We start from the raw sequence: 26051 nt of genomic DNA, 5'->3' as shown, positions 1-26051 counted from the left end.
GTCGCCCCTCCGGCCGGCCACCGGACCGGCGTCGCCCGCCCGCCCGGTCACCGGTCGGCTCCGGCGAAGCGGGTGAAGACCATCGCCGACTGGAAACCGCCGAAGCCGCTGCCGACCGAGAGCGCCACCCGCACCGGCAGTTCCCGGGCGGTGTTCGGGGTGTAGTCCAGGTCGCACTCGGCGTCCCGGTTGGCCCAGTTGGCGGTCGGCGGCACCACGCCGTGCTCGATGGCGAGCGCGCAGGCCGCCATCTCGATCGCGCCGATCGCCCCGAGCGAGTGCCCGACCATCGACTTGATCGAACTGATCGGCACCCGGTACGCCGCCGCACCCAGCGCCCGCTTGAAGGCGGCCGTCTCGTGCCGGTCGTTCTGCCGGGTCCCCGAGCCGTGCGCGCTGACGTAGGAGACGTCCGCCGGATCGCAGCGCGCCTGCCGCATCGCGTCCTCGATGGCGAGAGCCATCTCGACACCGTCCGGACGGAGGCCGGTCATGTGGTAGCCGTTGCTCCGGTTGGCGTAGCCGGCGGCCTCGCAATAGATCCGCGCCCCGCGCCGCCGGGCGTGCTCCGCCTCCTCCAGCACGAGCACGGCGGCACCCTCGGCCAGCACGAACCCGTGCCGGTCCCGGTCGAACGGCCGCGAGGCGTGCGCCGGGTCGTCGTTGTCCGGGGTGGTCGCCCGGATCGCGTCGAACGAGGCGACGGTGACCGGAGAGATCGGACTGTCCGACGCGCCGGCCAGCATCACGTCCGCCTCGCCGTCGGCGATGAGCTGCTGGGCGTACCCGATCGCGTCGATGCCGGAGGTGCAGCCGGTGGAGACGACCTGGGCCGGACCGTGCAGCCCGTGCCGGCAGGCGACGTCGGCGGCGAGGCTGCTCGGCACGAGTGCCTGGTAGAGGAACGGGCCGGCCCGGTCCGGATCGACCAGCCAGTCGGCACCCGAGTCGCTGACCTGGAGATATTCCCGTTCCAGCAGCATGGTGCCGCCCACCGCCGAGCCGAGCACCACTCCGGTGCACTCCCGCATGGCGTCGGACGGTTCCAGCCCGCTGTCGGCCACCGCCTCGATCGAGGCGGCCAGGGCGAACTGGACGTACCGGTCGGCGCGCTGCCGCTCCGGTACGCCGAGCCCGGCGCGGACCGGATCGAAGTCGCACTCGGCAGCCACCTGTGACCGGAACGGCGACGGGTCGAAGAATGTGATCCGGCGGGTCGCGGTGCGGCCGGCGGTGATCGTCGCCCAGAACTCGTCCCGGGTCGCCCCGCCGGGCGCGACCACGCCGATCCCGGTCACCACGCTTCGGCGCCGGTTCACGGTCCGGCCTCCGCCGACCCGGCCGGACCACCGGCCGCCGCGCCACCGGCCGGACCACCGGCCGCGCTACGCCCGGCCGGCACGCCGTGCTCCGTACGGCCGGGCGGACCTCCGCCCGGCGCAGTGGCCGGTTCGGTGTCAACGTGCCCGAGTTCGGGGCGCGGCGCCAGCGGTCCGAGCTGGAAGATCACCTCGGCGGGCTCGGCGGCCACGTTGCGCAGCCGGTGCCGCACGTTGACCGCCACGTACAACGCCTCCCCGGTGCCGACCGGGACCGGCTCGTCGTCGAGGTCGACGACGATCGCCCCCCGGGCCACGTAGAGGAACTCCTCGCTGTACGGGTGGTAGTGCTCGGCGATCCGCTCGCCCGGCGCGAGGTTCGCCACGCCCAGGAAGCCGGAGCCACTGCCCACCGTGCGCGGGCCGAGCAACACCCGGATCTCGCCGCCGCGCCGGCGATCCGGTGCGACATCCCGGGCGGCCACCAGCCGTCGCACCGGCCCGGCCACCACCGGGCCGGTCCCGACCGCCGGCCCGGTCACCGCCGGCTCACTCATCACCGGCTCACTCATCGCCGGCTCACTCATCGCCGGCTCCGGCGGTCGCTCCGGCGGTGGTGGCGGCCGATGTCGGCGCGGTGGACTCCAGTTCGGCGGCGATCCGCTCGATCCGGTCCCGGATGGTGTCCAACTGGATCCGGCTGTTGGCGTTGATCCGGTCGGTCATCTGGGCGGTGGTCAGCGGCGCCGCCGGACGCATCTCGAAGTCCTGGATCCAGGTCATCCGGGTGCCGCCCGGCACCTCGGCGTAACGCCAGTGGATGCGCATGAACTCGAAAGGGCCGGTCTCCACCCGGTGCGCGTGCACCTCCCGACGCTCCGGATCGGCGGTGCGCTCGCTGACCCAGCTCCAGGTGACCCCGTTCTCGTCGGGATACATGGTCAACCGGAACCGTACGGTGTCGCCGCGCCGCTCGATGATCTCCACCGACTGGTATTCGGTGAAAAGTCCGGTCCATCCCGCGACGTCGTTGGTCAGCTCCCAGACCAGGTGCGGGAGGGCCGCGATCAGCACACTGTTCTCGGTGTGACCGGGCCGTCCGGCGGGCGGCCCGACCCCGGGGCCGCACTGCCGGGTCACCAGCTCGGCAACCGCCGTGATACTGAGCCGGCCGGCCTCCTCCGGCAGCTGCACCCGGTAGCGGTCGGCCACCACCGCCTGCAGTTCGAGCAGCGCCAGCGAATCCATGCCGAGTTCCTCGAGGGAGGCGTCCGGCGTGGTGGCCGTGGCGGTCGCGTCCAGTCCACAGTGCCGGACCAGGATCGCGGTGATCTCCGCCGCCGTCACCGGCGACACGGCCGGCTCCTGGGTCTGCCCGGCCAACGCCGGGTCCTGGTGCCTGACGGTCATCTCGTCCTCCTCGGATGGTTGGCGGTGCCGGGCGGGACCCCCCGGCGGACGGCGGCGACGCCCTCGACCACCGGCCCGCCCCGACGGGCGGCGGGGCCGCCCTGGCGGGGGGCGGCGGGCACGCCCTTCCCGGCAACCGGTGCCGCCGGCCGGACGGCGGAGGGGCGACGGCTCGGTTCGGCCGGCGGATCGGCGACGGCGAGCATCCGGTCGACCAGGCCGGTGGAATACCGGCCCCTGCGGAAACCCGCGTCGTCGAGCACCCGCCGCAGGAACGGAATCGTGGTACGCACGCCGGGCCCGTCAACGTCGAACTCGTGCAGTGCCCGCCGCATCCGACCGAGCGCCAGATCCCGGTCCGGCGCCCAGACCACCACCTTGGCGAGCAGCGAGTCGTAGTAGGGCCCGACCAGGTAACCGGGGTAGCCGTGCGTGTCGACCCGGGTGAACGGGCCGCCCGGCGGCGCGAACCTGGCCAGCCGGCCGGGCGCCGGCGCGAAACCCCGGTCCGGGTCCTCGGCGTTGACCCGGCACTCCACCGCGACACCGGAGATCCGCACATCCTCCTGGCGCAGCCGCAACGGAACGCCGGCGGCGATGTGCAACTGCTCGTGGACCAGGTCGATCCCCGTGATCATCTCGGTGACCGGATGCTCGACCTGGATCCGGCAGTTCACCTCGATGAAGGAGAAGCCCTCGGCCTCGTCGACCAGGAACTCGAAGGTCCCGACCCCGGTGTAGCCGGCGTGCAGCGCGCCCCGCAGCGCGGCCCCGGCGAGTGCGTCGAGGGTGCCGGTGGAAAGCCCGGGCGCCGGCCCCTCCTCGATCAGCTTCTGGTGCCGTCGCTGCACGGAGCAGTCCCGGGTGCCAAGGTGTACGCCGTGGCCGTGGCCGTCGCAGAGCACCTGCACCTCGACGTGCCGGGCGTGCGCGAGATAGCGCTCGACGTAGACCCGGTCGTCACCGAAGACGGCCTGGGCGGCGCTCCTGGTCCGGTCGTACGCCGGGCCGAACTCCTCGGCCCGCCAGACCACGGTCATGCCGCGCCCGCCGCCACCGGCGGCACACTTGATGATCACCGGATAGCCGATCTCGTCGGCTACCGCCCGGGCCCGCGCCGCCGTGCCGACCGTCGCGAGGCTGCCCGGTGGCAGCGGCAGGTCGGCATCGCGCATCAGCGCCCGGGCCCGCGCCTTGTCGCCGAGCGCCAGCATCACCTCCGGCCGCGGTCCGATGAAGACCAGCCCGTTCTCGGCGCAGATCTCGGCGAAGTCGGCATCCTCGGAGAGGAACCCGTAACCGGGGTGCACCGCCTCGGCGCCGGTCCTGCGGGCCGCCTCCACGATCGCGGCGGCGTTGCGGTAGCTCTGCCGGCCCTCGGGCGGCCCGATGCAGACGGCCTCGTCGGCCAGCCGGACGACGGCGGAGTCCCGGTCCGCGACGGAGTAGACGGCGACGGTGCGCACGCCCAGCTCACGACAGGCCCGGGCCACCCGGAGCGCGATCTCGCCGCGGTTGGCGATCAGGATCTTCTCGAACACCGTCGCACCGTCCTGGGGTTCACGCCGGCATCAGCGCCATCAGGGGTTGCCCGAACTCGACCGGCTCGCCGTCCCGGACGAGCAGCTCGGCGACCCGGCCGCTCTCGGCGGCGACGACCTCGTTCATCAGCTTCATCGCCTCGACGATGCCGACCACCTGCCCCGGCTCCACCTTGTCGCCGACCTCGACGTACGGGGTGCCGCCGGGCTCGCCGGCCCGGTAGTACGTGCCGACCATCGGAGCGACGACGACTCTCCCGCCCCCGGCAGCGCTGCCGGTGGACGGCACGGTACGGACGGCGGTGGCCGCCGGACGGCCGCCCGGTGCACCCACCGGTTCGGGCGAGCCGGTCCCGCCGTGCCACTCGATCTCCAACATCGTGTCGCCGCTGCGCAGGTGGACCCGGCGCAGCGGCCCGGCGGTCTCGGCCACCAGCCGGCCCGCCTCGCGGCACAGCTCAACAAGGTCGGTCGGTCCGGTTCCCCGGCCGCCGGTGCCGACACTGCCCGCCGGTGCCGCGTCCGGAGTCGGCCCGGCGGCCGTCGAGCCGGAAGGCCGGACCCGCGGGGCAGGTCCGGCGTCGGCCCCGGCGGGCTGCTCTCCCGGTGACGGCGGCTGTGCCGGCCCGTTCGGACTCGGCGGTCCGGGAATCGACGCGGCGGTCACGCCGGTCCCGTTCCCGTGGGCAGTACGCTGGCCGCCGCGCCGTACCGGCGGAAGCGCCACCGCCGGCGCCGGACCAGCTCTGCGGCGGGTACGTCGAGCAGCGGCGCCAGGTTCTCCCGCACCGCCCGGCGGAGCAGCCCGGCCGCGCCGAGCGGATCCCGGTGTGCGCCCCCGGGCGGCTCGGCGACGATCTCGTCCGCGACCCCGAGCCGGAGCAGGTCCGGTGCGGTGAGCCGGAGAGCGTCGGCGGCGCGCGCCACGGCGGCCCGATCCTGCCACAGGATCGCGGCGCAGCCCTCCGGACTGATCACCGAGTAGACCGCGTTACGCAGCATCAGTACCCGGTCGGCCACGGCCAGGGCCAGTGCGCCGCCGCTGCCCCCCTCGCCGATGATCACCGCTACGACCGGGGTCGGTAGGCCGGTCATGCCGAGGATGCTCTCGGCGATCGCCGACGCCTGCCCCTGCTGCTCGGCCTCCACCCCCGGGTACGCCCCCGGCGTGTCGACCAGGGTGACCACCGGCAGCCCCAGCCCGGCGGCGAGCCGCATCACCCGCAGCGCCTTGCGGTAGCCGGCCGGGCCGGCCATCCCGAAGTTGCGGGCCCGCAGTTCTCGCGGATGATGTCCCTTCTGGTGTCCGACCACCGCGACGTAACGGTCGTCGAGCCGGGCCAGTCCCGCGACCACCGCCGCACAGTCGACGCCGAGCCGGTCGCCGTGCAGCTCCACGAACCCGTCGAAGGCGGTGGCCAGGTAGTCCAACGTGGTCGGCCGCCCGGCGTGCCGGGCGGAACGTACCGTCCGCCAGGCACCGATCCCGCCGGCCGGGTCCGGAGCCACGCCCGGATCCACCTCTCCGGCCGGACTCCGCCGGGCCGGAGCCGCGTCCCCGCCGGATCTCCGCGTTCCACCGGCCACCGTGTTGCCCCCGGGAGCGGGCCACTCCGCCGCCGGACCACCCGCCGGTGGCGGCGTCGACCGGGCCGGACCGTCCGGTGCCGATCCGGCGGCGAGCAGCCACCGCAGCCGGGCGCGGAGCGCGCGCCGCTGCACGACCATGTCGACCTGGCCGTGCCGGAGCAGGAAGTCGGTGGTCTGGAAGTCGTCCGGCAGCGCCTGGCGGATGGTCTCCCGGATCACCCGGGGGCCGGCAAAACCCAACCGCGAGCCGCTCTCGGCCAGCACGATGTCGGTGCAGGTCGCGAACGAGGCGGCCACCCCGCCGTAGGTGGGATCGGTGATCAGGCTGACCGTCAGCAGCCCCGCCTCGCGGAGCGCGGCGATCGCCTGGCTGATGGTGGCCATCTGCATCAGCGCCAGCACGCCCTCCTGCATCCGGGCGCCGCCGGAGGCGGTGACCAGGAGCAGCGGGCGGCGCTCGGCCAGGGCGTGCTCGGCGGCCCGCGTGATCAGCTCGCCGGTGACCGATCCCAGGCTGCCGCCGAGGAACCGGAAGTCCATCACGGCGAGCACCAGGCCGTGCCCGCCGATGGTGGCCGCGCCGCAGAGCACCGCCTCGGCCAGCCCGGTCTCGGCGCGGGCGACGGCGAGCCGCTGCGGGTACGGCATCGAGTCGACGAACCCGATCGGATCGACCTGGATCGCCGGGTCGGGCAACTGCCGGAACGTGCCGGTGTCGACGAGCTGGGCGATCCGCTCCGGCGCGTCCAGCCGGCGGTGGTCCCCGCACTCGGGACAGACGTCGAGGTTGCGGCGCAGCCGCTTGCGGTAGAGCAGCGTCGCGCAGGAGCGGCAGCGGATCCACGGCTGCCGGTCGTGGCCGGCGTGCCCGGTGCGGTGCGCGACGGTCGGCACCGCGCCGGTCATCGCGCCACCCCGGCGGCTCCGGCCGGCGCGTCCCATCGGTAGAAGCACCGGGCCATGGCGTCGGCCGGTGCCCGCCAGGTCGCCAGGTAGGGCGTGACGTGCGGGGCGAGCCGCTCGCTGACCCTGGCGAACTCGGGGTGACGGCGCGCGTTCTCCACGGCGGCCGGGCCCGGACTCTCGGTCTCGATCAGGTGGACGTACAGGTCGTGCAGCCGGTACAGCGAGCGGTGCCGTACGCCCACCAGCCGGGGCAGCTCGGAACGGTCCGAGTCGGCGAAGATCTGCGCGACCTGCCCCTCGGCCGCCGGCACGACCTTCGCGACGATCAGTGAGCGATCCATGGCGCAGCCTCCTGTGCGTCTCCCGCGTGCCGGACGGATGGCACCGGTGCCGGGCCGCGACAAGGACCTCTCCCCACCTGTCCCCCGACAGCGACCTCGTTCCCACGACTGATGACCACCCTGCCGATCGGGTGTCAACGGAGTGTCACTCGATCGCCTACCAGCGCCCTCCGAGGCGGTGACGCTCCGGTGACGCCGGACCGCCACAATGCCGATCGCGGCCCGGGAGAACGCGGCGGGACAGGCGTCGGCCCGACCGGAACATCACGGCTTATTCGCAGCTCAGGCCCTATGAGCGGAGACCGAACGGGTAGGTCGGATTGTCGACCAGCCGATTGACCGAGCGTAACGGCGATTGATAATCTTCGTCACGCTTCGTGGTTAAAGTCGGCAACTCGGCAACGATCGGCAACGCGGGCGTGCCGTCCGGAACGTCATTGGCATGTCCGGAGATGCTGGTCGGGCCGGTCCCGGGCAGGGCGACCGGGGGACCCGACGTCAGGGTGCGGGAGGGTGGGCGGTGACGACTGAGGAGAGCGCGTCGAGCGGCGCAGGTCACCATGCACACCCTCCTCCCTCCCCGGCGCCGACGGGCGGGACGATCCACCTTCTCCTGCTCGACGGGTTCAACCTGCTGCACGACGGGGTGCCGGTGGTCGTACCCCGAGGGCTGCAGCGGATCATCGCCCTGGTCGGGTTGCGGCCGGGAGCGACCCGCGCGCACCTGGCCGGCCTGCTCTGGCCGGACACCCCGGAGGAGCGCGCCATGTCGTCGCTGCGTACGGCCCTGTGGCGGCTGCGACAGGAGGGCAGTTGCCCGGTGCTGACCGCCGGCGACACGGTGCGGCTCGACCCGCAGGTGCGGCTGGACATCGACGACCTGGTCCGGGCCGCCGACCGGGTACGCGACGACGGCGACCCGCGCTGGGCGACGAAGATCCGTGGAGCGGGGCGGCACGACCTGCTCCCCGGCTGGTACGACGAGTGGGTCCTGCTGGAGCGGGAACGGCTGCGCCAGCTGCGGCTGCACATGCTGGAGGAGATCGCACGCAGCCATCTGCGCGCCGGCCAGCACGGCGATGCGCTGCAGGCCGCCCTCGAGGCGGTCCGCGCGGAGCCGCTGCGGGAGACGCCGCACCGCCTGGTCGTCGAGATCCACCTCGACGAGGGCAACGCCTACGAGGCGCTCCAGGCCTTCTACGTCTACCGCGACCTGCTGCTCCGCGAGCTCCAACTGGAACCGTCCGAGACGATGTGCGCCCTGCTCAGCGACCTGCTCGCGCCCATCTCCCGGCCTCCCGGCGCCCGCCCGTCCGGCACGAGGCCGTCGCCCGCGCACACCGGGACGTACCGCGACCGGCCGGCTCTGCCGGCAGTGCCGGGACGGCCCTGAACTCGGGTGCCGGCGCCCAGCCGCCGGTACCGCCACCGCCACGTCACCCGCCCGCGCAGCCACATCACCCGCCCGCGCGCCGCACCACCCGCCCGGCGCCGGACGAAGCCGCGTGTCGGACGAAGCCGCGTTCCCATCGTGCCCTTGGCGGCGTCACCCCGGCGTCACCGCAGGACGGTGGCGACGACCGGTCCCGGTGACGCCCGGTTGACGTCACGGGCGCGATGGTGCTCGACGGACGGCCGGCAGGTTGTCCGGCCGCACCGGGGTCGGTGGGCCGAGCCCTAGCAGCAGCAGTGGGAGTCCAGATGAATCGCGTCCTGATCGTGGGCAGGATCGTCCCGGGAACCGAGGAGGAGATCGCGAAGATTCTCGCCGAGGCCGACGGGACCGATCTGCACACCATCACCGGTGTGCGGCACCGCTCGCTCTACCACCTCGACGATCTCTGCCTGCACCTGATGGAGACGGACGACTCCGGGCCGGCCCGGCTGGAGCAGGCGAACCGGCATCCGCTCTTCCTCAGCGTCACCCAGCGGCTGGGCGAGTTCATCTCGCCGTACTCGCCGACCTGGCGCTCGCCGCGCGACGCGATGGCGCGCTGCTTCTACCGGTGGGACGGCCCGGAGACGACGGCCACGACGCCGCCGGCCAGCCCGGCCGGCACTGCGAGCTGATCCCCGCCGATGCCCGTCAGACCGATCCACGTACTCGTCATCGGCGCCGGAACCGGCGGCATGTGCCTGGCGCACGGCCTGCGGCGGGCCGGCATCGGCGTCGCCGTCTACGAGCGGCACCGCCACCGCAGCGACGGTCTGCTCGGCTACCGGGTCGGGATCAACCCGACCGGCTGCCGGGCACTGCGCGAGTGCCTGCCCCCCGAGTTGTTCACCACGTTTCTCGCCACCTGCGCCCGGCCGCCCCGGTACTTCAACGTGTTCACCGGGCAGTTGCACCGGACGGCGTCCTTCGCGTTGCGCCCCGAGGCCGACCCGACCAGCATCGACCAGTCGGTCTCCCGGATGACGCTGCGCCAGGTCCTGCTGACCGGGATGGACGACGTGGTGCACTTCGGCAAGACCTTCACGCACTACGAGCCCTGCGACGACGGCCGGGTCACCGCACACTTCGCCGACGGCAGCTCGGCCACCGGGGACCTGCTGATCGCCGCCGACGGCACGCACTCCGCCGTACGCCGGCAGTACCTGCCGCACGCCGAGGTGCGGGACGCCGGCAGCATCAACATCGCCAGCAAGATCCCGTTGACCGAGCAGACCCGGAGCCTGCTCACCGACGAGATGCACCGGGGCATCTCGCTGATCTTCGGAGCGGGCGGGGTGATGGGCGTCCTGCACGTGATGGAGTTCAAGTGGGACCAGCGCGGCTCGGTCAAACCCGGCGTCGGGGTCACCGAGGCCCGGCTGATCGGGCAGTGGCCGGGGCTGCTCTTCGACAACACCCGGGACTGCATCAACCTGATCGTCTGGAGCGCCGCCGACCGCTTCCCGCCGGACGTGCTGCAGTTGCGCGGCGAGCGCCTCGCCGAGGTTGCCCGCGCGTTGACCCGGAACTGGCATCCGCACCTGCGCGAGCTGCTACGGCACGCCGACCCGGGCAGCGTCATTCCGATCAAGGTCGCCACGTCGGTCCCGGTCGAGCCCTGGCCGAGCAGCAACGTGACGCTGCTCGGCGACGCGATCCACACCATGACGCCGGGGCGCGGGGTGGGCGCCAACACCGCGCTGCGGGACGCCGCGCTGCTGCACCGGCAACTGGTCGCGGTCGCGGCCGGCGCCAAGCCGCTGCCGGCCGGGGTGGCGGACTACGAGACGGAGATGATCCGGTACGGCTTCGCCCGGGTTGCCGACTCGCTGCGGACCAACGGCACCAACGGCGACGATCCGATCTACAAGCCGGTCATCGGCCGGCTCGCCATGCTGGGCGCGCGGGGCTATTTCAGCGTGACCAGCCGGCTCCCGCCGCTGCGCCGTCGCTTCGTCGACCAGCTGTACGACTACCGGGGTGCCGAGACCTGAGCCGACCACCGGGGTGCGAAGACCTGAGCCGAAGCCGGACGGACGGGCGGACGGACGGACGGACGGGGACAGGTTGGCGAGGCGGACGGGCGAAATAATCATTGACATGGGCAATCGATTTGCTGAAATAGTCAAATGAGTTCTCCCATCGCGCCCGAGGCGCCCGAGGCGCCGCTGGCCCCGCACGCCGCCGCCGTACGCGACTTCAACCGCTTCTACACCCGGATCATCGGTGCGCTCGACGAAGGGCTGGTCCGGACTCCCTTCTCGCTCACCGACGCCAGGGTGATCTACGAGCTGGCCCAGCGTCCCGCCACCGAGGTGCCGACGCTCCGCCGCGAACTGGCGCTGGACCCCGGTTACCTGAGCCGGATCCTCTCCCGGTTCGCCGCCGACGGCCTCGTCGAGCGGAGCCAGTCACCGGACGACGGGCGCCGCCAGGTGGTCACGCTGACCGGGGCCGGGCTGGCCGCGTACCGCCTGCTGGACGAGCGCACCCAGGCCGGGATCGAGGCACTGCTGGGCCGGGTGTCCGGAGCCGACCGGGCACGGCTGGTCGAGGCGATGCACACGATCCGCCAGGTGCTGGGCGGGGCGGCACCGCCCCGGGCGTACCTGTTGCGACCGCTGCGGGCCGGTGACCTCGGCTGGGTGGTGCACCGGCACGGCGTCCGCTACGCCGAGGAGTACGGCTGGGACGTCACCTTCGAGGCCCTGGTCGCCCGGATCGTCGCCGAGTACGCCGAGCACCGCGACCCCCGCCGCGAGGAGGGCTGGATCGCCGAGGTCGACGGCGCTCCGGTCGGCTGCGTCTTCTGCGTCCGACGCGACGACGACGTGGCCCAGCTCCGGCTGCTGCTGGTGGAGCCGGAGGCCCGGGGCATGGGCATCGGCAGCCGCCTGGTCGACGAGTGCCTGCGGTTCGCCCGCCGGACCGGCTACCGCGAGATCATGCTCTGGACCAACGACGTGCTCACCGACGCCCGGCGGATCTACGAGAAGGCCGGCTTCGAACGTCGCGACCAGGCGCCGCACCGCAGCTTCGGCCACGACCTGGTGGAGCAGACCTGGTGGCGGCGGCTCTGACACCGGAACGCGCGGATCGCCTCAACGCACGCGGGTCACCTCAGCGCACGCGGGTCACCTCAGCGCACGCGGATCGCCTCGGCGCACGCGGGTCACCTCGGCGCGGGTGTGCTGTCCCGGACGACCACCTCGGCGCGGATCCGGCGTAGCCGGGGGCGGTCGGCCCGGGGCTGCATGACGAGTTCCAGCGCGGCGGCCCCGACCTCCTCCAGCGGCAGTCGCACCGTGGTGAGCGACGGTGTGACGTCCCGGAGCGTGACGATGTCGTCGAAGCCGGCCACCGCCACCCCGTGCGGCAGCGGTACCCCGTGGTCGCGCAGTGCGGAGATCGCCCCGACCGCCATCACGTCGTTGACGGCGAAGACACAACCGGCCCGCAGACCGGCGTCGAGCAGGTCCCGCATCGTGGCGTAGCCGCCGTCCCGGGTGAATTCGCCGTGCACCACCCGCGTCCTCGACAGCGCCACCCCGGCGTCGGCGAGCCCGGCCCGGAACCCGGCGAGCCGGTCCCGGGCGGTGAGCAGGTGCCGGGGCCCGGCGAGTACGGCGAACCGGCGGTGTCCCAGCTCCACCAGCCGCCGGGCAAGCAGCCGCGCCCCCTCCCGGTTCTCCAGCAGCACCGTGTCGACCGGCAGGACGTGCTGGCTGATCAGCGCGACCCGGGCGCCGGCCTCCTCGATGACCCGCAGCTCGTCGCCGAGCCGGTCCCGCAGCGCCCGGTCGGTGCTCCGGCTGCCGGCCAGGATGACGGCGCGGGGCCGCTGGCCGCGCAGGGTCACCAGGTAGTCGAGTTCCCGCTCGGCCCGCCCCATCGTGCTGTACATCGTGACGATGCTGCCGTGGTGCTCGGCGGCGCGCATCACGCCGGCCGCGATGGACGACAAGAACGGGTCGGCGATGTCGTGCACCAGCAGCCCGACCACATTGCTACGCCCCCGGGCCATCGCCTGGGCCGGCGCGTGGGCGGAGTAGTTGAGCGCGGTCGCGGCGGCCAGCACCCGGTCGGTCAGATCCGGCCGGACCCGGCGGGTACCGCTGCCGTTGAGCACCCGTGACGCGGTCGCCACCGAGACGCCGGCCCGGTGGGCCACGTCCATCAGCGTGATGGTCCCGGACGAGCGCTTGGTCATGGCGGCGGCCCCGGAAACTGGTCGAGGTGGTGTGCGGGCCGGCGACCCTGCCGGCATCCGCACCCTACCGCCGGGTCGTCCCGCGCCCGTCCGGCCGGCGCGACGGCGGGCCCGGCGCGACGGGCCGGGCCGGGCCGGGCCGGGCCGGGCCGGGCCGGGCCGGGCCGGGCCGAAAACCTTTCGGGAGCTGCCGGATCTTGACGGGGGCCAGGTGGAGGCGGTTAGCTCGGGAAAGCGGTTACCGGTCCGGGCCCGTCATGCCCGCTCACGCCCCTCGAAAGGCACCATCGCTCCCATGACCTCCCCGAACAGCACCGCGACCTCGGCGGACAGCAGCAGCACGACCTCCCCGCACGGGACCGCCGGTACGCTCACCGTCACCCACGAGCACGGCCGGCACGTCGTCGTACGCACCGGCGGGGTGGAGATCGCCACCTATGTGTACGACTCCGCCACGCCGGCCTTCGAGTCACCCAAGCCCTACCTGCACCCGCTGCGTACGCTCGACGGAGCCCTGGTCTCGGCGTACCGGCCGAACGACCACCGGTGGCACAAGGGGCTTCAAATGACCATCTCGCACCTGTCGGGGCAGAACTTCTGGGGTGGCAACTCGTACGTGCGCGACCGGGGCTACACCAGACTCGACACCGTCGGCCGGATGCGGCACGACGCCTTCGAGCTCGTCGACGTCGCCCCGACCGAGCTGACCCTGTCCGAGTCGCTGACCTGGATCACCTCGACCGGCGAGCACTGGGTCGCCGAGCGGCGGGAGCTGCGGTTCCACGGGGTGGACACGGCGCGCGGCACCTGGATGCTCGACTTCCGCACCGAGCTGCGCAACGTCAGGGGCGCGGAGCTGCGGGTCGGCAGCCCGACCACGCACGGCCGACCGAACGCCGGCTACACCGGCTTCTTCTGGCGGGGGCCGCGCGGCTGGACCGGCGGCGAGATCGTCACCGCCGACGGCGGCGGCGGCCCGGAGAGCATGGGCCGGCAGTCGCCCTGGCTGGCGTACACCGCCGAGCACGACGAGGTGGACGGCGGCGGCACCGTGCTGGTCTTCGCCGGCACCTCCAGCGCGCCGGTCCCGCTGAAGTGGTTCGTCCGCAACACCCCGTTCCCCGCCGTCAACCCGTCGCCCGCCTTCGACGAGGAGGTGGTGCTCGCCCCCGACAAGACCCTCCAGCTCGCCCACCGGGTGGTCTTCGCCGACCGGGCCTGGGAGCGGGCGGAGATCGAGACCTTCGCCGCGGAGCACGCGCCGTGACCGCCGACGCCGCCGGGCCGCCGCCCTTTCCCGGGGCCGTCGGCATCACCAACCTGCGGGTCTATCCCTGGCAGACCGACGACGGGCTGCACGGCGGTACGCCGCACGTGCACCTCTGCTGCACCGAGTGCTACATCGTGGTCGGTGGCCGGGGACGGTTGCAGACCCTGACCGCGCGCGGCTTCGCGGAATCGCCGCTCGGCCCGGGCGACGTGCTCTGGTTCACCCCCGGCACCATCCACCGGGCGGTGAACGACGACGGCGCGCTCCAGGTCGTCGTCGTGATGCAGAACAGCGGTCTTCCGGAGGCCGGGGACGCCGTGCTCACGCTGCCCCCGGAACAGCTCGCCGACCCGGCGACGTACCGGCGGGCGGTCGCGCTGACCGGCCCGGACGGCGCCGGCCCGCCGACCGCCGAGCGGGCCCGGGCCCGCCGGGACCTCGCCATCGAGGGCTTCACCGAGCTCCGCCGCCGGTGCGCGACCGGCGACACCCGCGCGCTCGACGACTTCTACACGGCGGCCGCCGCCCTGGTACGCCCGCAGCTCGACGCCTGGCGGGCCCGGTGGGAGCAGGGGCCGGCGGCGGTGAGCCGGCAGACCGGGGCACAGCTCGACGCCCTGCGCCGCGGCGACCACCGCCACCTCCTCGATGCGGGCGTCAGCCGGATCAGCCAACCGGAGCAGACGACGTTGGGCATGTGCGGCTTCCTCTCCCCGTACGACCCCCGCCACCCCTCCCCCGCGACCCCCACCGTGCCGGGCACGACCGAGCGGCCCGGCACCGACTGAGCACAGCCCGGAAACCCCCGAAGGAGCAGCTGTGGAACCCGTCCGTGTCGCCGTGGTCGGTACCGGCAACATCGCCCGCCTGCACGCCGAGGCTCTCGGGCGGCTCGGCGACGAGGTGCGGCTCGTCGGTGCCGTCGACGTCGACGGTGCCCGGCTGTCGGCGTTCTGCGACCGGTACGACGTGCCGGCCCGGCATCCCGACCTGGCCGGCCTGCTGGAGAAGGAACAGCCGGAGCTGGTGCACATCTGCACCCCGCCCGGGTCGCACCACGAGCTGGCCCTCGCCTGCCTGCGGGCCGGCAGCAACGTGCTGGTCGAGAAGCCGCCGACGCTGAACCTCGCCGAGCTGGAGGAGCTGGTCGCGGCCGAGCGGCGGTACGGTGCGGCGCTGGCCACCGTCTTCCAGCACCGGTTCGGCACCGGCGCGCTGCGGCTGCGCGCCATGCTCGACGCGGGTGTGCTGGGCCGGCCGCTGGTGGCGGTCTGCCACACCACCTGGCTGCGCACCCAGGACTACTTCGACGTCGAGTGGCGGGGGCGCTGGGACACCGAGGGCGGTGGGCCGACGATGGGGCACGGCATCCACCAGATGGACCTGCTCTGCGCGATCCTCGGCGACTGGACCGAGGTCTCCGCGCTGGCCCGGCAGCAGGCCCGGCGCTCGGAGACCGAGGACCTCAGCATGGCGCACGTCAGCTTCGCCAACGGCGCCGTGGCGAGCGTGGTGAACAGCCTGCTCTCGACCCGGGAGGAGAGCTACCTCCGCTTCGACTTCGAGCGCGCCACGGTCGAGCTGACCCACCTGTACGGCTACGGCGACGACGACTGGCGGATCACGCCGGCACCGGAGTACACCGACGAGGTGCTGGCCGCCTGGCGGGCCGGCGCGGCCGGGGTACGCAGCAGCCACCAGGCGCAGTTCGCCGAGGTGGTCCGGAGCCTGCGCGCCGGCACCCCGCCGCCGGTCAGCTCCGTCGAGGCCCGCCGGACGATGCGACTGGTCGCCGGGGTCTACGCCTCCGCCTTCACCCGCCGGCCCGTCGGGCCGGCCGACCTCACCGAGGCGTCGCCGTTCCACCGCCGGATGCAGGGGGACGGGCCGCGATGGAGCTGACCGTCGGCCACGACGTCGGCCGGGCGGTGCGGGTCGGCTGGCGCGGCGGCGATCTCTTCCACTACGTCTACGCTCCGGCCGAGCCCCGGTCGGAGGCACCCCGGCCCTACCTCCACCCGCTGCGAACCCTGGCCGGGGCCGTGGTCAGCCTCTACCGGCCGCACGACCACCTCTGGCACAAGGGCCTCTGCTTCGGCATCTCCAACTTCGGCCCGGACAACTTCTGGGGCGGCGGCAGCTATCGGCGCGGCGAGGGCTACCGCACGCTCGACAACATCGGGATCATCGAGCACCTCGACTTTCCGGTGCTGCGCTGCGGGGCCGGGGCCGTCGGCGTGGTCGAGCGGCTGCGCTGGGTCCGGCGCGGCGGTGATCCGGTGGTCTCCGAGCGGCGCCGGCTGGGTGTGGCGGTCTGGGTCGACCAGCGGGCGTGGCGGTTGGCGTTCGAGACGGTGCTGCGCAACGACGGCGACACGGAGATCACGATCGGCAGCCCCACCACCCAGGGCCGGGAGAACGCCGGCTACGGCGGTCTCTTCTGGCAGGGTCCCCGCTCGTTCCGGGGCGGCCGGGTGGTCACCGCGACCGGGACCGGCGCCGACGAGCTGATGGGCTGGCGCGGCCCGTGGCTCGGCTTCACCGGCCGGCACGACGGCTTCGGCCCGCCGGAGAGCCTCGCGTCGACCCTGGTCTTCCGGGACCATCCGGCGAACCCCGGTGCACCGACCCGATGGTTCGTCCGCACCGAACCGTACGGCTGTCTCGGGCCGGCCCCGTTCTTCGACCGGGAGTACGCCTTCGTCCCCGGCGCCGAGCTGCGGCTCCGTTACGACGTCGTGATCGCCGACGGCGAGCGTGATCCGGCCGGCTGTGCCGGGTTGGCCGAGCGGGCCGGCGCGACCGACCTGCTGGCCGAGGCGACCGGGGACGGCTGAGCCGCGGGTACTCGACATCCGGCAGCCGATGGAGTGGACTTGTCCGGACTGGACCCTGTCCGGACTCGTCCCGATCGGACGGGCCGACTCTCGACCGGACGGGCCGACGCTGTGGAGGGAGGCGGCGGGTTGCGCGTCATCGGGGTGGGCTTCGGGCGTACCGGCACCAGGTCGACGAAGGAGGCGTTGGAACTGCTCGGCTTCGGCCCGTGCCACCACATGGCCGAGCTCTTCACGCAGCCGGAGACGATCGGCGGCTGGCTGCGGGCCGCGGCGGGCGGGCCGGTGGACTGGTCGGGGCTGCTCGGCGGTTACCGGAGCGCGGTGGACTGGCCGAGCGTCTACTTCTGGCGCGAGCTGGTCGAGGTCTATCCGGACGCCAGGGTGCTGTTGACCGTGCGCGACCCGCAGCAGTGGTACGACAGCGTGCACGGCACCATCTACCGGTCCCGGACCATCGACCCGGCCAACGCGCCCGAAGGGCTGCGGCAGGCCCTGGAAGCCCGTCCGGAGCTGCTGGACCAGCCGAGGCTGACGGCGGCGCTGATCTGGCAGGGCACCTTCGACGACCGGTTCGACGACCGGGAGCACGCGCTGCGGGTCTATCGGGACCACGTCGCCGAGGTCCGCGCGACGGTGCCCGCCGGCCGGCTGCTCGAGTTCGACGTGGCGCAGGGCTGGGGGCCGCTCTGCGAGTTTCTCGGCGTCGACGTGCCGGCCGAGCCCTTCCCGCTGCTCAACACCGCGGCGTCGTTCCGGGAGCGGCTCACCGATCCGGCCGCTCTGCAGGCCGGGGCGGCCCCGGGGCCGGAGCACCGGGGCACGGGCCGGGACGGTTCAGCGGCCCGTTAGGACGAAGACGTCCCGGCCCAGATATTCCCGTCGGTGCCTGGCATGCCGCACCACGGCCGTGTCGAGCTCGGCGCGAGCTGCGCGTACATCTCGTCGGGGTTCTCGTCGAGCCAGCGGCGAATGTTGTCCCACTGCGCGGCGGCGTAGCGGTCCCAGCGTACCCGGCCGGGCCGGCGGCATGGTCGTCCGCCAGCGGGTCACGCTCACCTTCCACGCCGGCCGCGCCGAGATGCCCGGACCGTACTCCGAATCCGACGCCTGGTTCTCCGAGGTGCGGGAACAGGGCTACGAGCCGTCGCAGACGTTCGAGCTGCGGATCGAGGCCCTGCCGGCCGAACTCGCCCAGCGACTCGGAGTCGAGGCGGACTCACCGGCCGCGGTCCGCCGCTGCATCCGGTCGGTCAACGGCAACGCCTCCTCGGTACAGGACACCTACTACCCGATGGACCTGTGCCAGGAGGTACCCGAACTGCTGTCGCCGCACGACATCCCGCAGGGCACCACCCGCCACCTCGCCGAGCACGGTCACGTACAGGTCGCCTACGAGGATGAGGTGGTGGCCGCGATGCCCGGTCCGGCCGAAGCGGCGATTCTCGAGTTACCCGCCGGCACGCCGGTGCTGACCTACATTCGGACCGGGTTCACCTCGGAGCGGGCGGTGCGGGTGTCGGTGTCGACGTTCGCTGCCGACCGGAACCGGATCATGTACACGCTCGGCAACGGGGACGTGATCGCCAAGTTCCGGGCCACCGAAGACCAGTGATCATCACCCCGGCGACGCTCGCGGACGTCGACGTCATCATGGCCTGGCGGCGGGAACGCGTGGCCTGGCTCCACGACCGCGGCGAGGACCAGTGGTCGATCCCGCTACCCCGGTCGGCGGTCGCCGCCACCGTGCAGGCGGGGCAGACGTGGATGGTGTGGGAGGACGCGGATCCGCTGGCGACAGTCACCCTGACCGCCTACGTGGACGTCGACAGCCTGTGGAAGCCGGACCGCGACCCGGAAGCGCTGTGGTACGCCGACGACGACCCAGCCGATGCCCTCTACGCCGCCAAGATGATGATCCCGCTGCGGCACTCCGGCGCCGGGCTCGGTGGGGAAATGCTCGACTGGGCCGGCGGCCGGGCCTACGACGCGGGACTGACCTGGCTACGGCTGGACGCCTGGACGACGAACCCGCGCCTGCACGCCTACCATGTTGGCCAGGGATTCCGGCACGTGCGCACCATCGACTCCCGGGTCTCCGGGGCGTGCTTCGAGCGGCCTGCTCAACCGTACGTCGGCCGGCTCAAGACCGAGATCAGGTGAGCACCCGTAGTCGATCTCCCCACATGTCCCCTAAAGATCGTCGGCCCTCGCGACGGGACTGTACAAACTACACTCGACACTCCCTCTGCTCGCTTTCCTGATCGCGCTCGCCACGATTCCGGACCGGCGGGAGCCGGTCGAGGTCTATCCGGAGGACACGGTGCCGCTGACCGTCCGCCGTTTTCCGGCTCAGCTGGCGAAGATCTGCGACTCGTCCCGGAACGCCTTGAACTCCAGGGCGTTGCCGGCCGGGTCGCGGAGGAACATGGTCCACTGCTCGCCCGGCTCGCCCGCGAACCGCAGGTACGGCTCGATCACGAACTCGGCACCGGCGGCGCGGATCCGCTCGGCGAGGGCGTGGAAGTCGTCGACGGGAAGGATGAGCCCGAAGTGCGGCACCGGTACGTCGTGCCCGTCCACCGGGTTGCGCCCCGCGTCGGCCTGCCGGGCCACCGGCACGACGTGCGTCACCACCTGGTGGCCGTGGAGATCCCAGTCGACCCAGCTCTCCGCCGACCGTCCCTCGGCGAGCCCGAGCACCCCGCCGTAGAAGGCGCGGGCCTGCACCAGGTCGTCGACCGGAATCGCCAGGTGGAAGGCGGGACGGGTGGCCGCGGTCATGGTCTGCTCCTCCCCGGCCGGGCATCCCCCGGCCACTCCCCCAGCCAAGCACGTTCTTGCGTTCCGGGCCGCCGCCGGCCGGGTGGGAAGCGGGGCGTCCGGCCGGGCCGTCGTCGGACTCACCGGACGGCGTTCCACCGACACGCGCTCCGGCCCAGGACGGTGAGGTCCTGGGCCGGAGTGGTGCGGTGGCTGTCGGTCGCGCCGGTCAGCCGAAGTTCACGTCGCTACACCACATGTAGGCCTGGTCGAGGTGCGACGCCTGCCAGATGACGAAGAGGATGTGGTGCCCCCGGTAACCGGAGGTCGAGACGTTGAACGAGATGTTCTGTGCCGGGGCGTAGCGCCCGGTCTGCGTGATGAAGTCGAGGTTCCCCCAACCGAGGCGCTGGCTGGCGGGGTTGAACCCGTTCTTGCTGACGTAGACCCGGAAGTAGTCAGCACCATGGCTGGCCTGGTCGTACAGCTGGACGGTGAAGCTGCTGCCGACGTTGGTCATCTTCCACTGACCAGGCTCGTTCAGGGTGTTGTTCCGGGACAGGGCGTTGCTGCAGAGCTGCCCGTCGGGCGTACGCGCCTGGAACTGCCCACCGAGACCGTCCCGCAGCGCGCTCATCCAGTTCCACATGGTGTCGGGGTTCGCCTGGAACGCCCGGTAGCACATGGGGTCCTGCTGCTGCATGGCCGGGTTCGTGTGGTTGTTGCCCCAGTCCTTCCAGCACTGGTAGGCCCGGGACGCCGGGTTGATGATGGTGCCGTGTGCCTGGGCCGCACCGACCCAGGGCAGCAGGCCGACCACCATGGCGAGCACCACGGTGAGCGCTCGCAGGGGCTGGCGGGCTGCTGACCGGGCTCGCGTGCCGGATTGCTCGGGCTTGCGGAAATGCATAGCACATCCTCCGTTCTTGGGCGCGGAAGGTCGGAATGGGAGCGCTTCCAGCAGTATTACATCTACAGACTTAAATATCAACAATGATCTATTAATGCTGGTGTGGCCCGAGTTGGCCCGAGTCACCACCATCGGCTCGGCCGTTCGCCGGAGCATCGACGCCGGGCGGGCCGACCATCCGGAACCGTATCCGATGCCCCGGAGCGGCCTGGGCGACCAGCGGCAGGTCGTCGGGGTGCAGCACGCCGACCACCGGATAGCCGCCCATGGTCGGATGGTCGGCCAGGAAGATCACCGGCAGGCCGGCCGTCGGCACCTGCACCGCGCCGAGCACCAGGCCCTCGCTGCGCAGTTCGCGGCCGATCCGCCTCGGCAGCGCCGGTCCCTCCAGGCGTACGCCGATCCGGTTGCTCGAGGTCGACACCTGGTAGCACTCCGCCGCCAGCAACCGGACCGCGTCGTCGGTGAACCAGTCGGCCCGGGGGCCGAGCAGCAGGCGCAGCGTCACCTCCTCGGCGAGCGCGGCGGTCGGCGCGACGTCGACCGGCGCGGGCGGACCGACCACCTCGCCGAGCGGCAGCCGGTCACCGGCGGCGAGTGGCGCCGGGCCGAGCCCGGAGAGCAGATCGGTCGCGCGACTGCCGAGCACGGTCGGCACCGCGATCCCGCCGGAGAATGCGAGGTAGCTGCGCAGCCCACGCCGGGCGGTGGCCACCTCGACCCGGGCTCCGGCCGGCACCGCCACCGGGGCGGACCAGCCCGCCGGCCGACCGTCCACGGTCACCGGCGCCCAGGCTCCGGTGACCGCGACAGTGCCGGCCCGGGCGACCCGCACCGAGATCCCGGTGACGGTCGTCTCGATCGTCGCCGCGAAGGGCGGGTTGCCGACCAGCCGGTTCGCCAGCAGGTGCGCCGGCCGGTCGAGCGCGCCCGACCGGGGCACCCCGAGATGGGCGTGCCCGGGACGGCCGAGATCCTGCACGGTGCTGAGCGCGCCGGGCCGGAGCACCTCGACGAGAGCCTCGGTCCGGACCCCCCGCCCGAACTGCCCAGGATTCATCGGCCGACCTCCCGGAACCGGACCCGGGTGCCCGGGGTGAGCAGGGCGACCGGATCGCGGTCCGGGTCGAAGAGGACCAGGTCGGTGCGGCCGATCAGTTGCCAGCCGCCGGGCGAGGACCGGGGATAGATCCCGGCGTAGCCGCCGGCCAGCGCCACCGAGCCGGCCGGTACCCGGGTCCGGGGCTCCGCCCGCCGGGGTAGGTGGTAGCGCTCCGGCAGACCGGTCAGGTAGCCGAAGCCGGGCGCGAAGCCGCAGAACGCCACCCGGAATTCCCAGGCACTGTGGACCCGCCCGACCTCCTCCTCGGTGACCTGCCAGTGCCGGGCGACCTCGGCCAGGTCGGCGCCGTCGTACCGGACCGGTACCTCGACCAGCGGACCCTCCGGCGACCGGGCGGTCTCCGGCCGCCAGCCGGCCAGCCGCCGGGCCAGCTCCGCCGGGCGCTCCAGCCCGTCGACCAGCACGGTGACATCCCCGGGTACGACCTCCTCGGCGCCCGGCAGCTCGCCCCGGTCCCGCCACCGGTGCAGCTCCGCCACCAGCGCGGCGACGTGCGCCGGCTCCGCCAACTCGACCAGCAGCGCACGCAGCCCCACCGGCAGGATGCGCGGCCCGGTGCGGCCCCCCGCACCGCCTGTCGGGTTCTGCACGTCGCACCCCTCCCCACGGAGCCGAGCCACCCGCCGGTGCCGGTTTGCCGGCCGGTCAGGCGAACGGCGCGAGTCGCACGCCGGCATCCAACAACGCCGCGCGCACCCGGCGGGCCAGCGCGACCGCCCCCGGGGTGTCGCCGTGCAGGCAGAGCGAGCGGGCCCGGACCGTGACCGCCGTGCCGTCGACGGCCGTCACCTGCCCGGTGCGGGCCAGCGCGACACAGCGCCGGGCCACCACCTCCGGGTCGGTGACCAGCGCCCCGGTGCCGCCCCGCTTCGCCAACGTGCCGTCGCTCAGGTAGCCCCGGTCGGCGAACGCCTCCGGCACGGCCGTCAGCCCTTTCTCGGCGGCGTGCCGCAACAGGTGGGAATTGGGCAGACCGAGGATCGGCAGGCTCGGGTCGTACGCGGAGACCGCCGCCACCACCGCGGCGGCCTGCTCCCGGTCGGTCACGGTCCGGTGGTAGAGCGCGCCGTGCGGCTTGACGTAGCGGACCCGGCCGCCCTCGCTGCGGGCGATCCCGTCCAGCGCGGCGATCTGGTAGAGGACGTCGTCGGCGAGCCGCTCCGGCTCCATCTCGATGGCCCGGCGCCCGAAGCCGGCCAGGTCCCGGTAGCCGACCTGCGCACCGATCGACACGTCCCGGCCGACCGCCTCGGCACAGACCCGGCGCATGATCGTCGGATCGCCGGCATGGAACCCGCAGGCGACGTTGGCACTGGTCACGACGGAGAGCAGGGCGGAGTCGTCGCCGAGCTCCCAGGCCCCGAAGCCCTCCCCGAGGTCACTGTTCAGATCGAGGATGACCGGCATCGCACCTCCCGCGGGCCGCCGCGTACGCCGTCGAGGTTGGCAGACTGTTGAACAATCCGTCAATGGTCGTGTTGACGTGTCCCCGCACTGGACATTCTCTCGATTGTGGGCCGGACGGGATGCAGGACAATGACCGCGTGACGTGGCTGGCGAAGCTCCAGGACGACCGATCGCTGCTCAGCCGGGCGAGCACCGCGCAAAGGGTCGCGGAGATACTGCGGGCACGGATCACCGAGGGCGCCCTGCTGCCGGGGACCCGGCTCTCCGAGGAGATGATCGGCGCGGCGCTCGGCGTCTCCCGTAACACCCTCCGGGAGGCGTTCCGGCTGCTGACGCACGAACGGCTGGTCGTGCACGAACTCAACCGCGGCGTCTTCGTCCGCATGCTCGACGTGCAGGACGTCGTCGACATCTACCGGCTCCGCCGGGTGCTGGAGGGCGCCGCCGTCCGCAATGCCCCGGACAGCCCGGCCGAGGCGATGGTGGCGCTCGACGCCGCGCTGGTCGCGGGCGAACGGGCCGCGGCGGAGGGCCGCTGGTCCGACGTGGGCACCGCCGACCTGCAGTTCCACCTGGCCATCGCGGGCCTGGCCGGCAGCCCTCGCATTGAGGAGATCATGCGCCAGGCGCTTGCCGAGATCCGCCTCGCGTTCCACGTCATGGCGGTGCCGCAGACCTTCCACCAGCCCTACCTCGACCGGCACCGCGAGCTGCTGGAGCTGATCCTGGGCGGTGATCTCGAGCGGGCGCAGGCGGTGCTCGACGACTACCTGCGGACCGCGCAACGGCAACTCGTCGACGCCTACGCCGAGCGGGTGCCGGCGGGTGCGGCCACGGCGCGCTGACGGTCGGGGCACGCCGACGGTCGCGGCGCATTCCGGATCTCCGCTCGTCAGACCGCGTGCAGTGCGTACACCCCGGCGTCGGTGCCGGTCCCGGCCGGGCCGCCCAGGGCGGACCAGGTGCCGCCGTCCCAGGCGGCGACGTGGTTCACCGCCACGCCGCCGGCCCGGGTGAAGAATCCCCCGGCGACGAGCTGCCCGTTCCGGACGGCGAGCGCCAGCACGATGTCCTCGGTCCCACCGCCCAGCGCGGACCACCGGGTCCCGTCCCACCGGGCCACGTAGTTCGCCGCCGCCCCACCCGCCTCGGTGAACGTGCCGCCGACCACCAGCGCCGCACCGAGCACGGCGAGGGCCCGGCCCTCGGCGTCGAGCCCGCCGCCCAGGGGCCGCCACGCCTCACCGATCCACTCGGCGACATGGCCGGCAGCCGTCCCGCCGGCCTGGGTGAAGCCACCGGTCGCCACCAGCGCGCCGTCGAAGACGGTAAGCGCCAGTACGTCACCGTTGAAGCCGGTGCCCAGGGTCGACCAGGCGTTGCCGTCCCACCGGGCGATCCGGTTGGCCGCCGTGCCGCCGGCCTGGCTGAAACCGCCGCCGACGATCAGCGCCCCGTCGTGCACGGCCAGGTCCCAGACCGACGGTACGTCCACCCCGGCGCCACCCGGCCCGCCCAACGGCCGCCACTCGGCGCCGTCCCAGCGGGCGACGTGGTTGACCGGCACGTCGCCGGCCCGGAGGAACTGCCCGCCGACGATCAGGTCACCGTCGTAGACGGCCAGGGCGTCGACGAAGTCGAGCGGGTTCGTCATCACTCCGGTGCCGGAGGAGCCGGTCAACGGCTGCCAGGCGAGCCCGTCCCAGCGGGCTATGCCGTTGACCCTGACCCCGCCCGCGGTACGGAAGCTGCCCCCGGCGATCAGGTCACCGTGGTAGACGGCCAGCGCGGTGACCGAACCGTCCGGGCCCGCGGTCGAGGCGCCGCCCACCCTCGACCAGGTCGTGCCGTTCCAGCTGGCGAGGTGGTCGACGCCGACTCCGCCGGCCCGGGTGAAGGTGCCGCCCGCGTAGAGCCCGGGGGCGGCCGCCGGGCCGGCCCCGGAGGGCGCGACCACCGTCGATCCGGATCGGGCCGTCGGGCGGGAGCCCGCCCTCCAGCCGAACGCGGACGCGCGCCGCAGCTCACCAAGGTCATGGGTCGAGGCGTGCAGGGTCCGCCCGGCGGCGTCCCGGACCCGCAGCCGCAGGTCTCCCGCCGCGTCGGACAGGAGCGGCAGCGGGACGAGGTTCACGCCGTCGTCGAGCGGCCGATCGGCCACCAGGGCAGTCTCCCGGTCGGCCGTCAGGGCGGTCGACCGGTGCGCCGCCGGCAGGGAGACGTCCAGCGCGACCCCGGCCGCTCCCGGCCAGCTGACCGCGAGCTGCGGGGTGTCGACGCCTCCGGCGGCCGGCAGCAGCGTCGCGTGCAGTACGCCGCCGGTGCCGGCGGAGCGTGCCGGGCCGGAACGCGAGGGCTCGGCGGCCGCCCCGCCCGGTGTGAGTACCCAGCCGCCGAGCGCCGCCAGCACGAGCACGCCCAGCCCTCGTCGCAGGGTGGACGAGGCGGATGTCCCCATGCGCGCGCTCCCTTCGTCGGCTCCGCCCGCATTCGGGCGGATCAACCGCCAGAAATATACCAGCGTCGATTAATCGGGGTTCCGGTGACGCAGGTCAGCAACCGGACGCTCACCTGCGGTGACACGCCGCGGCTTCGAGAACTGGGAGTCGGAGTTCCTCCAGATGGGCGCGTACGTGCTGCTCACCGCGTACCTGGTGCAGCGCGGGTCGTCCGAGTCCAAGCCCGAACCGGAGACCGACCCGCCGGCGGACCATGCCGACCACACCACACCGAGCTCACCGTGGCCGGTCAGGGTCGGCGGGCTCGTCCTGGCGCTCTATCGCAACAGTCTCGCCATCGCACTGCCGCTGCTCTTCGGGATCTCCTTCGTGCTGCACCTGCTCGGCGGCACCGCCGAATACAACGAGAAGCAGGCGCTGGAGAGCGGCCGTCAGGCCGGGCGCAGGGTCAGCAGGGTGATCTCGCTCGGCGCGAAGATCCGCAGCGGTGGCCCCCAGAACCCGGTGCCGCGACTGGTGTAGAGCTGGGT

The 26051-nt window shown here is 73.3% G+C and carries 26 protein-coding genes and 1 pseudogene; 13 read left to right on the top strand and 14 right to left on the bottom strand.

The window, feature by feature from the left end:
- Window positions 1–47: 47 nt before the first annotated feature.
- The 7 genes and pseudogenes from ACN27G_RS11180 to ACN27G_RS11150 form a co-directional block, all read right to left on the bottom strand.
- The gene (locus ACN27G_RS11180; protein WP_421492725.1) at window positions 48–1319 is read right to left on the bottom strand and encodes a beta-ketoacyl-[acyl-carrier-protein] synthase family protein; all 1272 of its coding nucleotides are present in this window, start codon (window positions 1317–1319) and stop codon (window positions 48–50) included.
- A gap of 110 nt (window positions 1320–1429) precedes the next feature.
- A pseudogene (locus ACN27G_RS11175) lies at window positions 1430–1828 on the bottom strand (cupin domain-containing protein); the annotation flags it as partial.
- Between the two features lie 70 nt (window positions 1829–1898).
- Window positions 1899–2729: an SRPBCC family protein gene (locus tag ACN27G_RS11170; RefSeq protein WP_421492724.1), complete on the bottom strand. Its 831-nt coding sequence runs from the start codon at window positions 2727–2729 to the stop codon at window positions 1899–1901.
- Window positions 2726–4270 (bottom strand): acetyl-CoA carboxylase biotin carboxylase subunit, encoded by a 1545-nt coding sequence (locus ACN27G_RS11165; protein ID WP_421492723.1) that lies wholly within the window; start codon window positions 4268–4270, stop codon window positions 2726–2728. The genes ACN27G_RS11170 and ACN27G_RS11165 overlap by 4 nt, the downstream gene beginning before the upstream one ends.
- A 19-nt stretch (window positions 4271–4289) precedes the next feature.
- Entirely contained in the window at window positions 4290–4703 is a 414-nt protein-coding gene (locus ACN27G_RS11160) for an acetyl-CoA carboxylase biotin carboxyl carrier protein (RefSeq protein WP_421492722.1), read from the bottom strand.
- A 230-nt stretch (window positions 4704–4933) separates the two neighbouring features.
- Complete coding sequence (accA, locus tag ACN27G_RS11155) at window positions 4934–6766, bottom strand: acetyl-CoA carboxylase carboxyl transferase subunit alpha (RefSeq protein ID WP_421492721.1); 1833 nt, start codon at window positions 6764–6766, stop codon at window positions 4934–4936.
- Window positions 6763–7107, bottom strand: a complete 345-nt coding sequence (locus ACN27G_RS11150) for a TcmI family type II polyketide cyclase (RefSeq protein WP_421492720.1) — start codon at window positions 7105–7107, stop codon at window positions 6763–6765. Before ACN27G_RS11150 ends, accA begins: the two co-directional genes overlap by 4 nt.
- 601 nt (window positions 7108–7708) lie before the next feature.
- Between ACN27G_RS11150 and ACN27G_RS11145 the strand changes: the two genes are divergently transcribed.
- The 4 genes from ACN27G_RS11145 (at window position 7709) to ACN27G_RS11130 (ending at window position 11622) form a co-directional block, all read left to right on the top strand.
- Complete coding sequence (locus ACN27G_RS11145; RefSeq protein ID WP_421497295.1) at window positions 7709–8500, top strand: AfsR/SARP family transcriptional regulator; 792 nt, start codon at window positions 7709–7711, stop codon at window positions 8498–8500.
- Window positions 8501–8808: 308 nt separating this feature from the next.
- Window positions 8809–9177, top strand: a complete 369-nt coding sequence (locus ACN27G_RS11140; RefSeq protein WP_421492719.1) for a TcmI family type II polyketide cyclase — start codon at window positions 8809–8811, stop codon at window positions 9175–9177.
- A 9-nt stretch (window positions 9178–9186) separates the two neighbouring features.
- Window positions 9187–10536, top strand: coding sequence for an FAD-dependent oxidoreductase (locus tag ACN27G_RS11135; RefSeq protein ID WP_421492718.1), 1350 nt, complete (start codon window positions 9187–9189; stop codon window positions 10534–10536).
- Window positions 10537–10671: 135 nt separating this feature from the next.
- On the top strand, window positions 10672–11622 hold the full coding sequence (locus ACN27G_RS11130; protein ID WP_421492717.1) for a bifunctional helix-turn-helix transcriptional regulator/GNAT family N-acetyltransferase: 951 nt from the start codon (window positions 10672–10674) through the stop codon (window positions 11620–11622).
- A gap of 92 nt (window positions 11623–11714) precedes the next feature.
- Here ACN27G_RS11130 and ACN27G_RS11125 read toward each other — a convergent pair whose 3' ends face one another.
- Window positions 11715–12752: a LacI family DNA-binding transcriptional regulator gene (locus tag ACN27G_RS11125; RefSeq protein WP_421492716.1), complete on the bottom strand. Its 1038-nt coding sequence runs from the start codon at window positions 12750–12752 to the stop codon at window positions 11715–11717.
- 295 nt (window positions 12753–13047) lie between these two features.
- Between ACN27G_RS11125 and ACN27G_RS11120 the strand changes: the two genes are divergently transcribed.
- The 7 genes from ACN27G_RS11120 (at window position 13048) to ACN27G_RS11090 (ending at window position 19022) form a co-directional block, all read left to right on the top strand.
- Window positions 13048–14019 (top strand): PmoA family protein, encoded by a 972-nt coding sequence (locus tag ACN27G_RS11120; RefSeq protein WP_421492715.1) that lies wholly within the window; start codon window positions 13048–13050, stop codon window positions 14017–14019.
- Window positions 14016–14810 carry a cupin domain-containing protein gene (locus ACN27G_RS11115; protein ID WP_421492714.1) on the top strand — a complete coding sequence of 265 codons (795 nt, stop codon included), beginning with the start codon at window positions 14016–14018 and terminating at the stop codon, window positions 14808–14810. The genes ACN27G_RS11120 and ACN27G_RS11115 overlap by 4 nt, the downstream gene beginning before the upstream one ends.
- Before the next feature lie 31 nt (window positions 14811–14841).
- On the top strand, window positions 14842–15924 hold the full coding sequence (locus ACN27G_RS11110; protein ID WP_421492713.1) for a Gfo/Idh/MocA family protein: 1083 nt from the start codon (window positions 14842–14844) through the stop codon (window positions 15922–15924).
- Window positions 15915–16859 (top strand): PmoA family protein, encoded by a 945-nt coding sequence (locus tag ACN27G_RS11105; protein ID WP_421492712.1) that lies wholly within the window; start codon window positions 15915–15917, stop codon window positions 16857–16859. The genes ACN27G_RS11110 and ACN27G_RS11105 overlap by 10 nt, the downstream gene beginning before the upstream one ends.
- A 129-nt stretch (window positions 16860–16988) precedes the next feature.
- Complete coding sequence (locus ACN27G_RS11100) at window positions 16989–17711, top strand: sulfotransferase family protein (RefSeq protein ID WP_421492711.1); 723 nt, start codon at window positions 16989–16991, stop codon at window positions 17709–17711.
- A 178-nt stretch (window positions 17712–17889) separates the two neighbouring features.
- The gene (locus tag ACN27G_RS11095) at window positions 17890–18474 is read left to right on the top strand and encodes a GntR family transcriptional regulator (protein WP_421492710.1); all 585 of its coding nucleotides are present in this window, start codon (window positions 17890–17892) and stop codon (window positions 18472–18474) included.
- Window positions 18471–19022, top strand: coding sequence for a GCN5 family acetyltransferase (locus ACN27G_RS11090; protein ID WP_421492709.1), 552 nt, complete (start codon window positions 18471–18473; stop codon window positions 19020–19022). The genes ACN27G_RS11095 and ACN27G_RS11090 overlap by 4 nt, the downstream gene beginning before the upstream one ends.
- A gap of 189 nt (window positions 19023–19211) precedes the next feature.
- Here ACN27G_RS11090 and ACN27G_RS11085 read toward each other — a convergent pair whose 3' ends face one another.
- The 5 genes from ACN27G_RS11085 to ACN27G_RS11065 all read right to left on the bottom strand — a co-directional run bounded on the left by ACN27G_RS11085 (window position 19212) and on the right by ACN27G_RS11065 (window position 23062).
- Window positions 19212–19643, bottom strand: a complete 432-nt coding sequence (locus ACN27G_RS11085; RefSeq protein ID WP_421492708.1) for a VOC family protein — start codon at window positions 19641–19643, stop codon at window positions 19212–19214.
- A 208-nt stretch (window positions 19644–19851) separates the two neighbouring features.
- Window positions 19852–20532 carry a lytic polysaccharide monooxygenase auxiliary activity family 9 protein gene (locus tag ACN27G_RS11080; RefSeq protein ID WP_421492707.1) on the bottom strand — a complete coding sequence of 227 codons (681 nt, stop codon included), beginning with the start codon at window positions 20530–20532 and terminating at the stop codon, window positions 19852–19854.
- 91 nt (window positions 20533–20623) lie between these two features.
- Window positions 20624–21592, bottom strand: coding sequence for a biotin-dependent carboxyltransferase family protein (locus tag ACN27G_RS11075; protein ID WP_421492706.1), 969 nt, complete (start codon window positions 21590–21592; stop codon window positions 20624–20626).
- Window positions 21589–22245 (bottom strand): 5-oxoprolinase subunit PxpB, encoded by a 657-nt coding sequence (gene pxpB, locus ACN27G_RS11070; protein ID WP_421492705.1) that lies wholly within the window; start codon window positions 22243–22245, stop codon window positions 21589–21591. The genes ACN27G_RS11075 and pxpB overlap by 4 nt, the downstream gene beginning before the upstream one ends.
- Before the next feature lie 55 nt (window positions 22246–22300).
- Window positions 22301–23062 (bottom strand): LamB/YcsF family protein, encoded by a 762-nt coding sequence (locus tag ACN27G_RS11065; protein ID WP_421492704.1) that lies wholly within the window; start codon window positions 23060–23062, stop codon window positions 22301–22303.
- A 137-nt stretch (window positions 23063–23199) separates the two neighbouring features.
- Between ACN27G_RS11065 and ACN27G_RS11060 the strand changes: the two genes are divergently transcribed.
- Window positions 23200–23907 (top strand): GntR family transcriptional regulator, encoded by a 708-nt coding sequence (locus ACN27G_RS11060; protein WP_421492703.1) that lies wholly within the window; start codon window positions 23200–23202, stop codon window positions 23905–23907.
- A gap of 47 nt (window positions 23908–23954) precedes the next feature.
- Here the strand turns inward: ACN27G_RS11060 and ACN27G_RS11055 are convergent, their stop codons facing one another.
- Window positions 23955–25520 (bottom strand): hypothetical protein, encoded by a 1566-nt coding sequence (locus tag ACN27G_RS11055; RefSeq protein ID WP_421492702.1) that lies wholly within the window; start codon window positions 25518–25520, stop codon window positions 23955–23957.
- A gap of 118 nt (window positions 25521–25638) precedes the next feature.
- Between ACN27G_RS11055 and ACN27G_RS11050 the strand changes: the two genes are divergently transcribed.
- On the top strand, window positions 25639–26043 hold the full coding sequence (locus ACN27G_RS11050) for a DUF6766 family protein (RefSeq protein WP_421492701.1): 405 nt from the start codon (window positions 25639–25641) through the stop codon (window positions 26041–26043).
- The last annotated feature ends 8 nt before the right edge of the window (window positions 26044–26051 follow it).

This window comes from Plantactinospora sp. WMMB334 (assembly GCF_049179095.1).
In the GTDB taxonomy this organism is placed as follows: domain Bacteria; phylum Actinomycetota; class Actinomycetes; order Mycobacteriales; family Micromonosporaceae; genus Plantactinospora.
The sequence above is the reverse complement of the archived record's forward strand: the minus strand, read 5'-3'. Positions and strand labels throughout refer to the sequence as shown.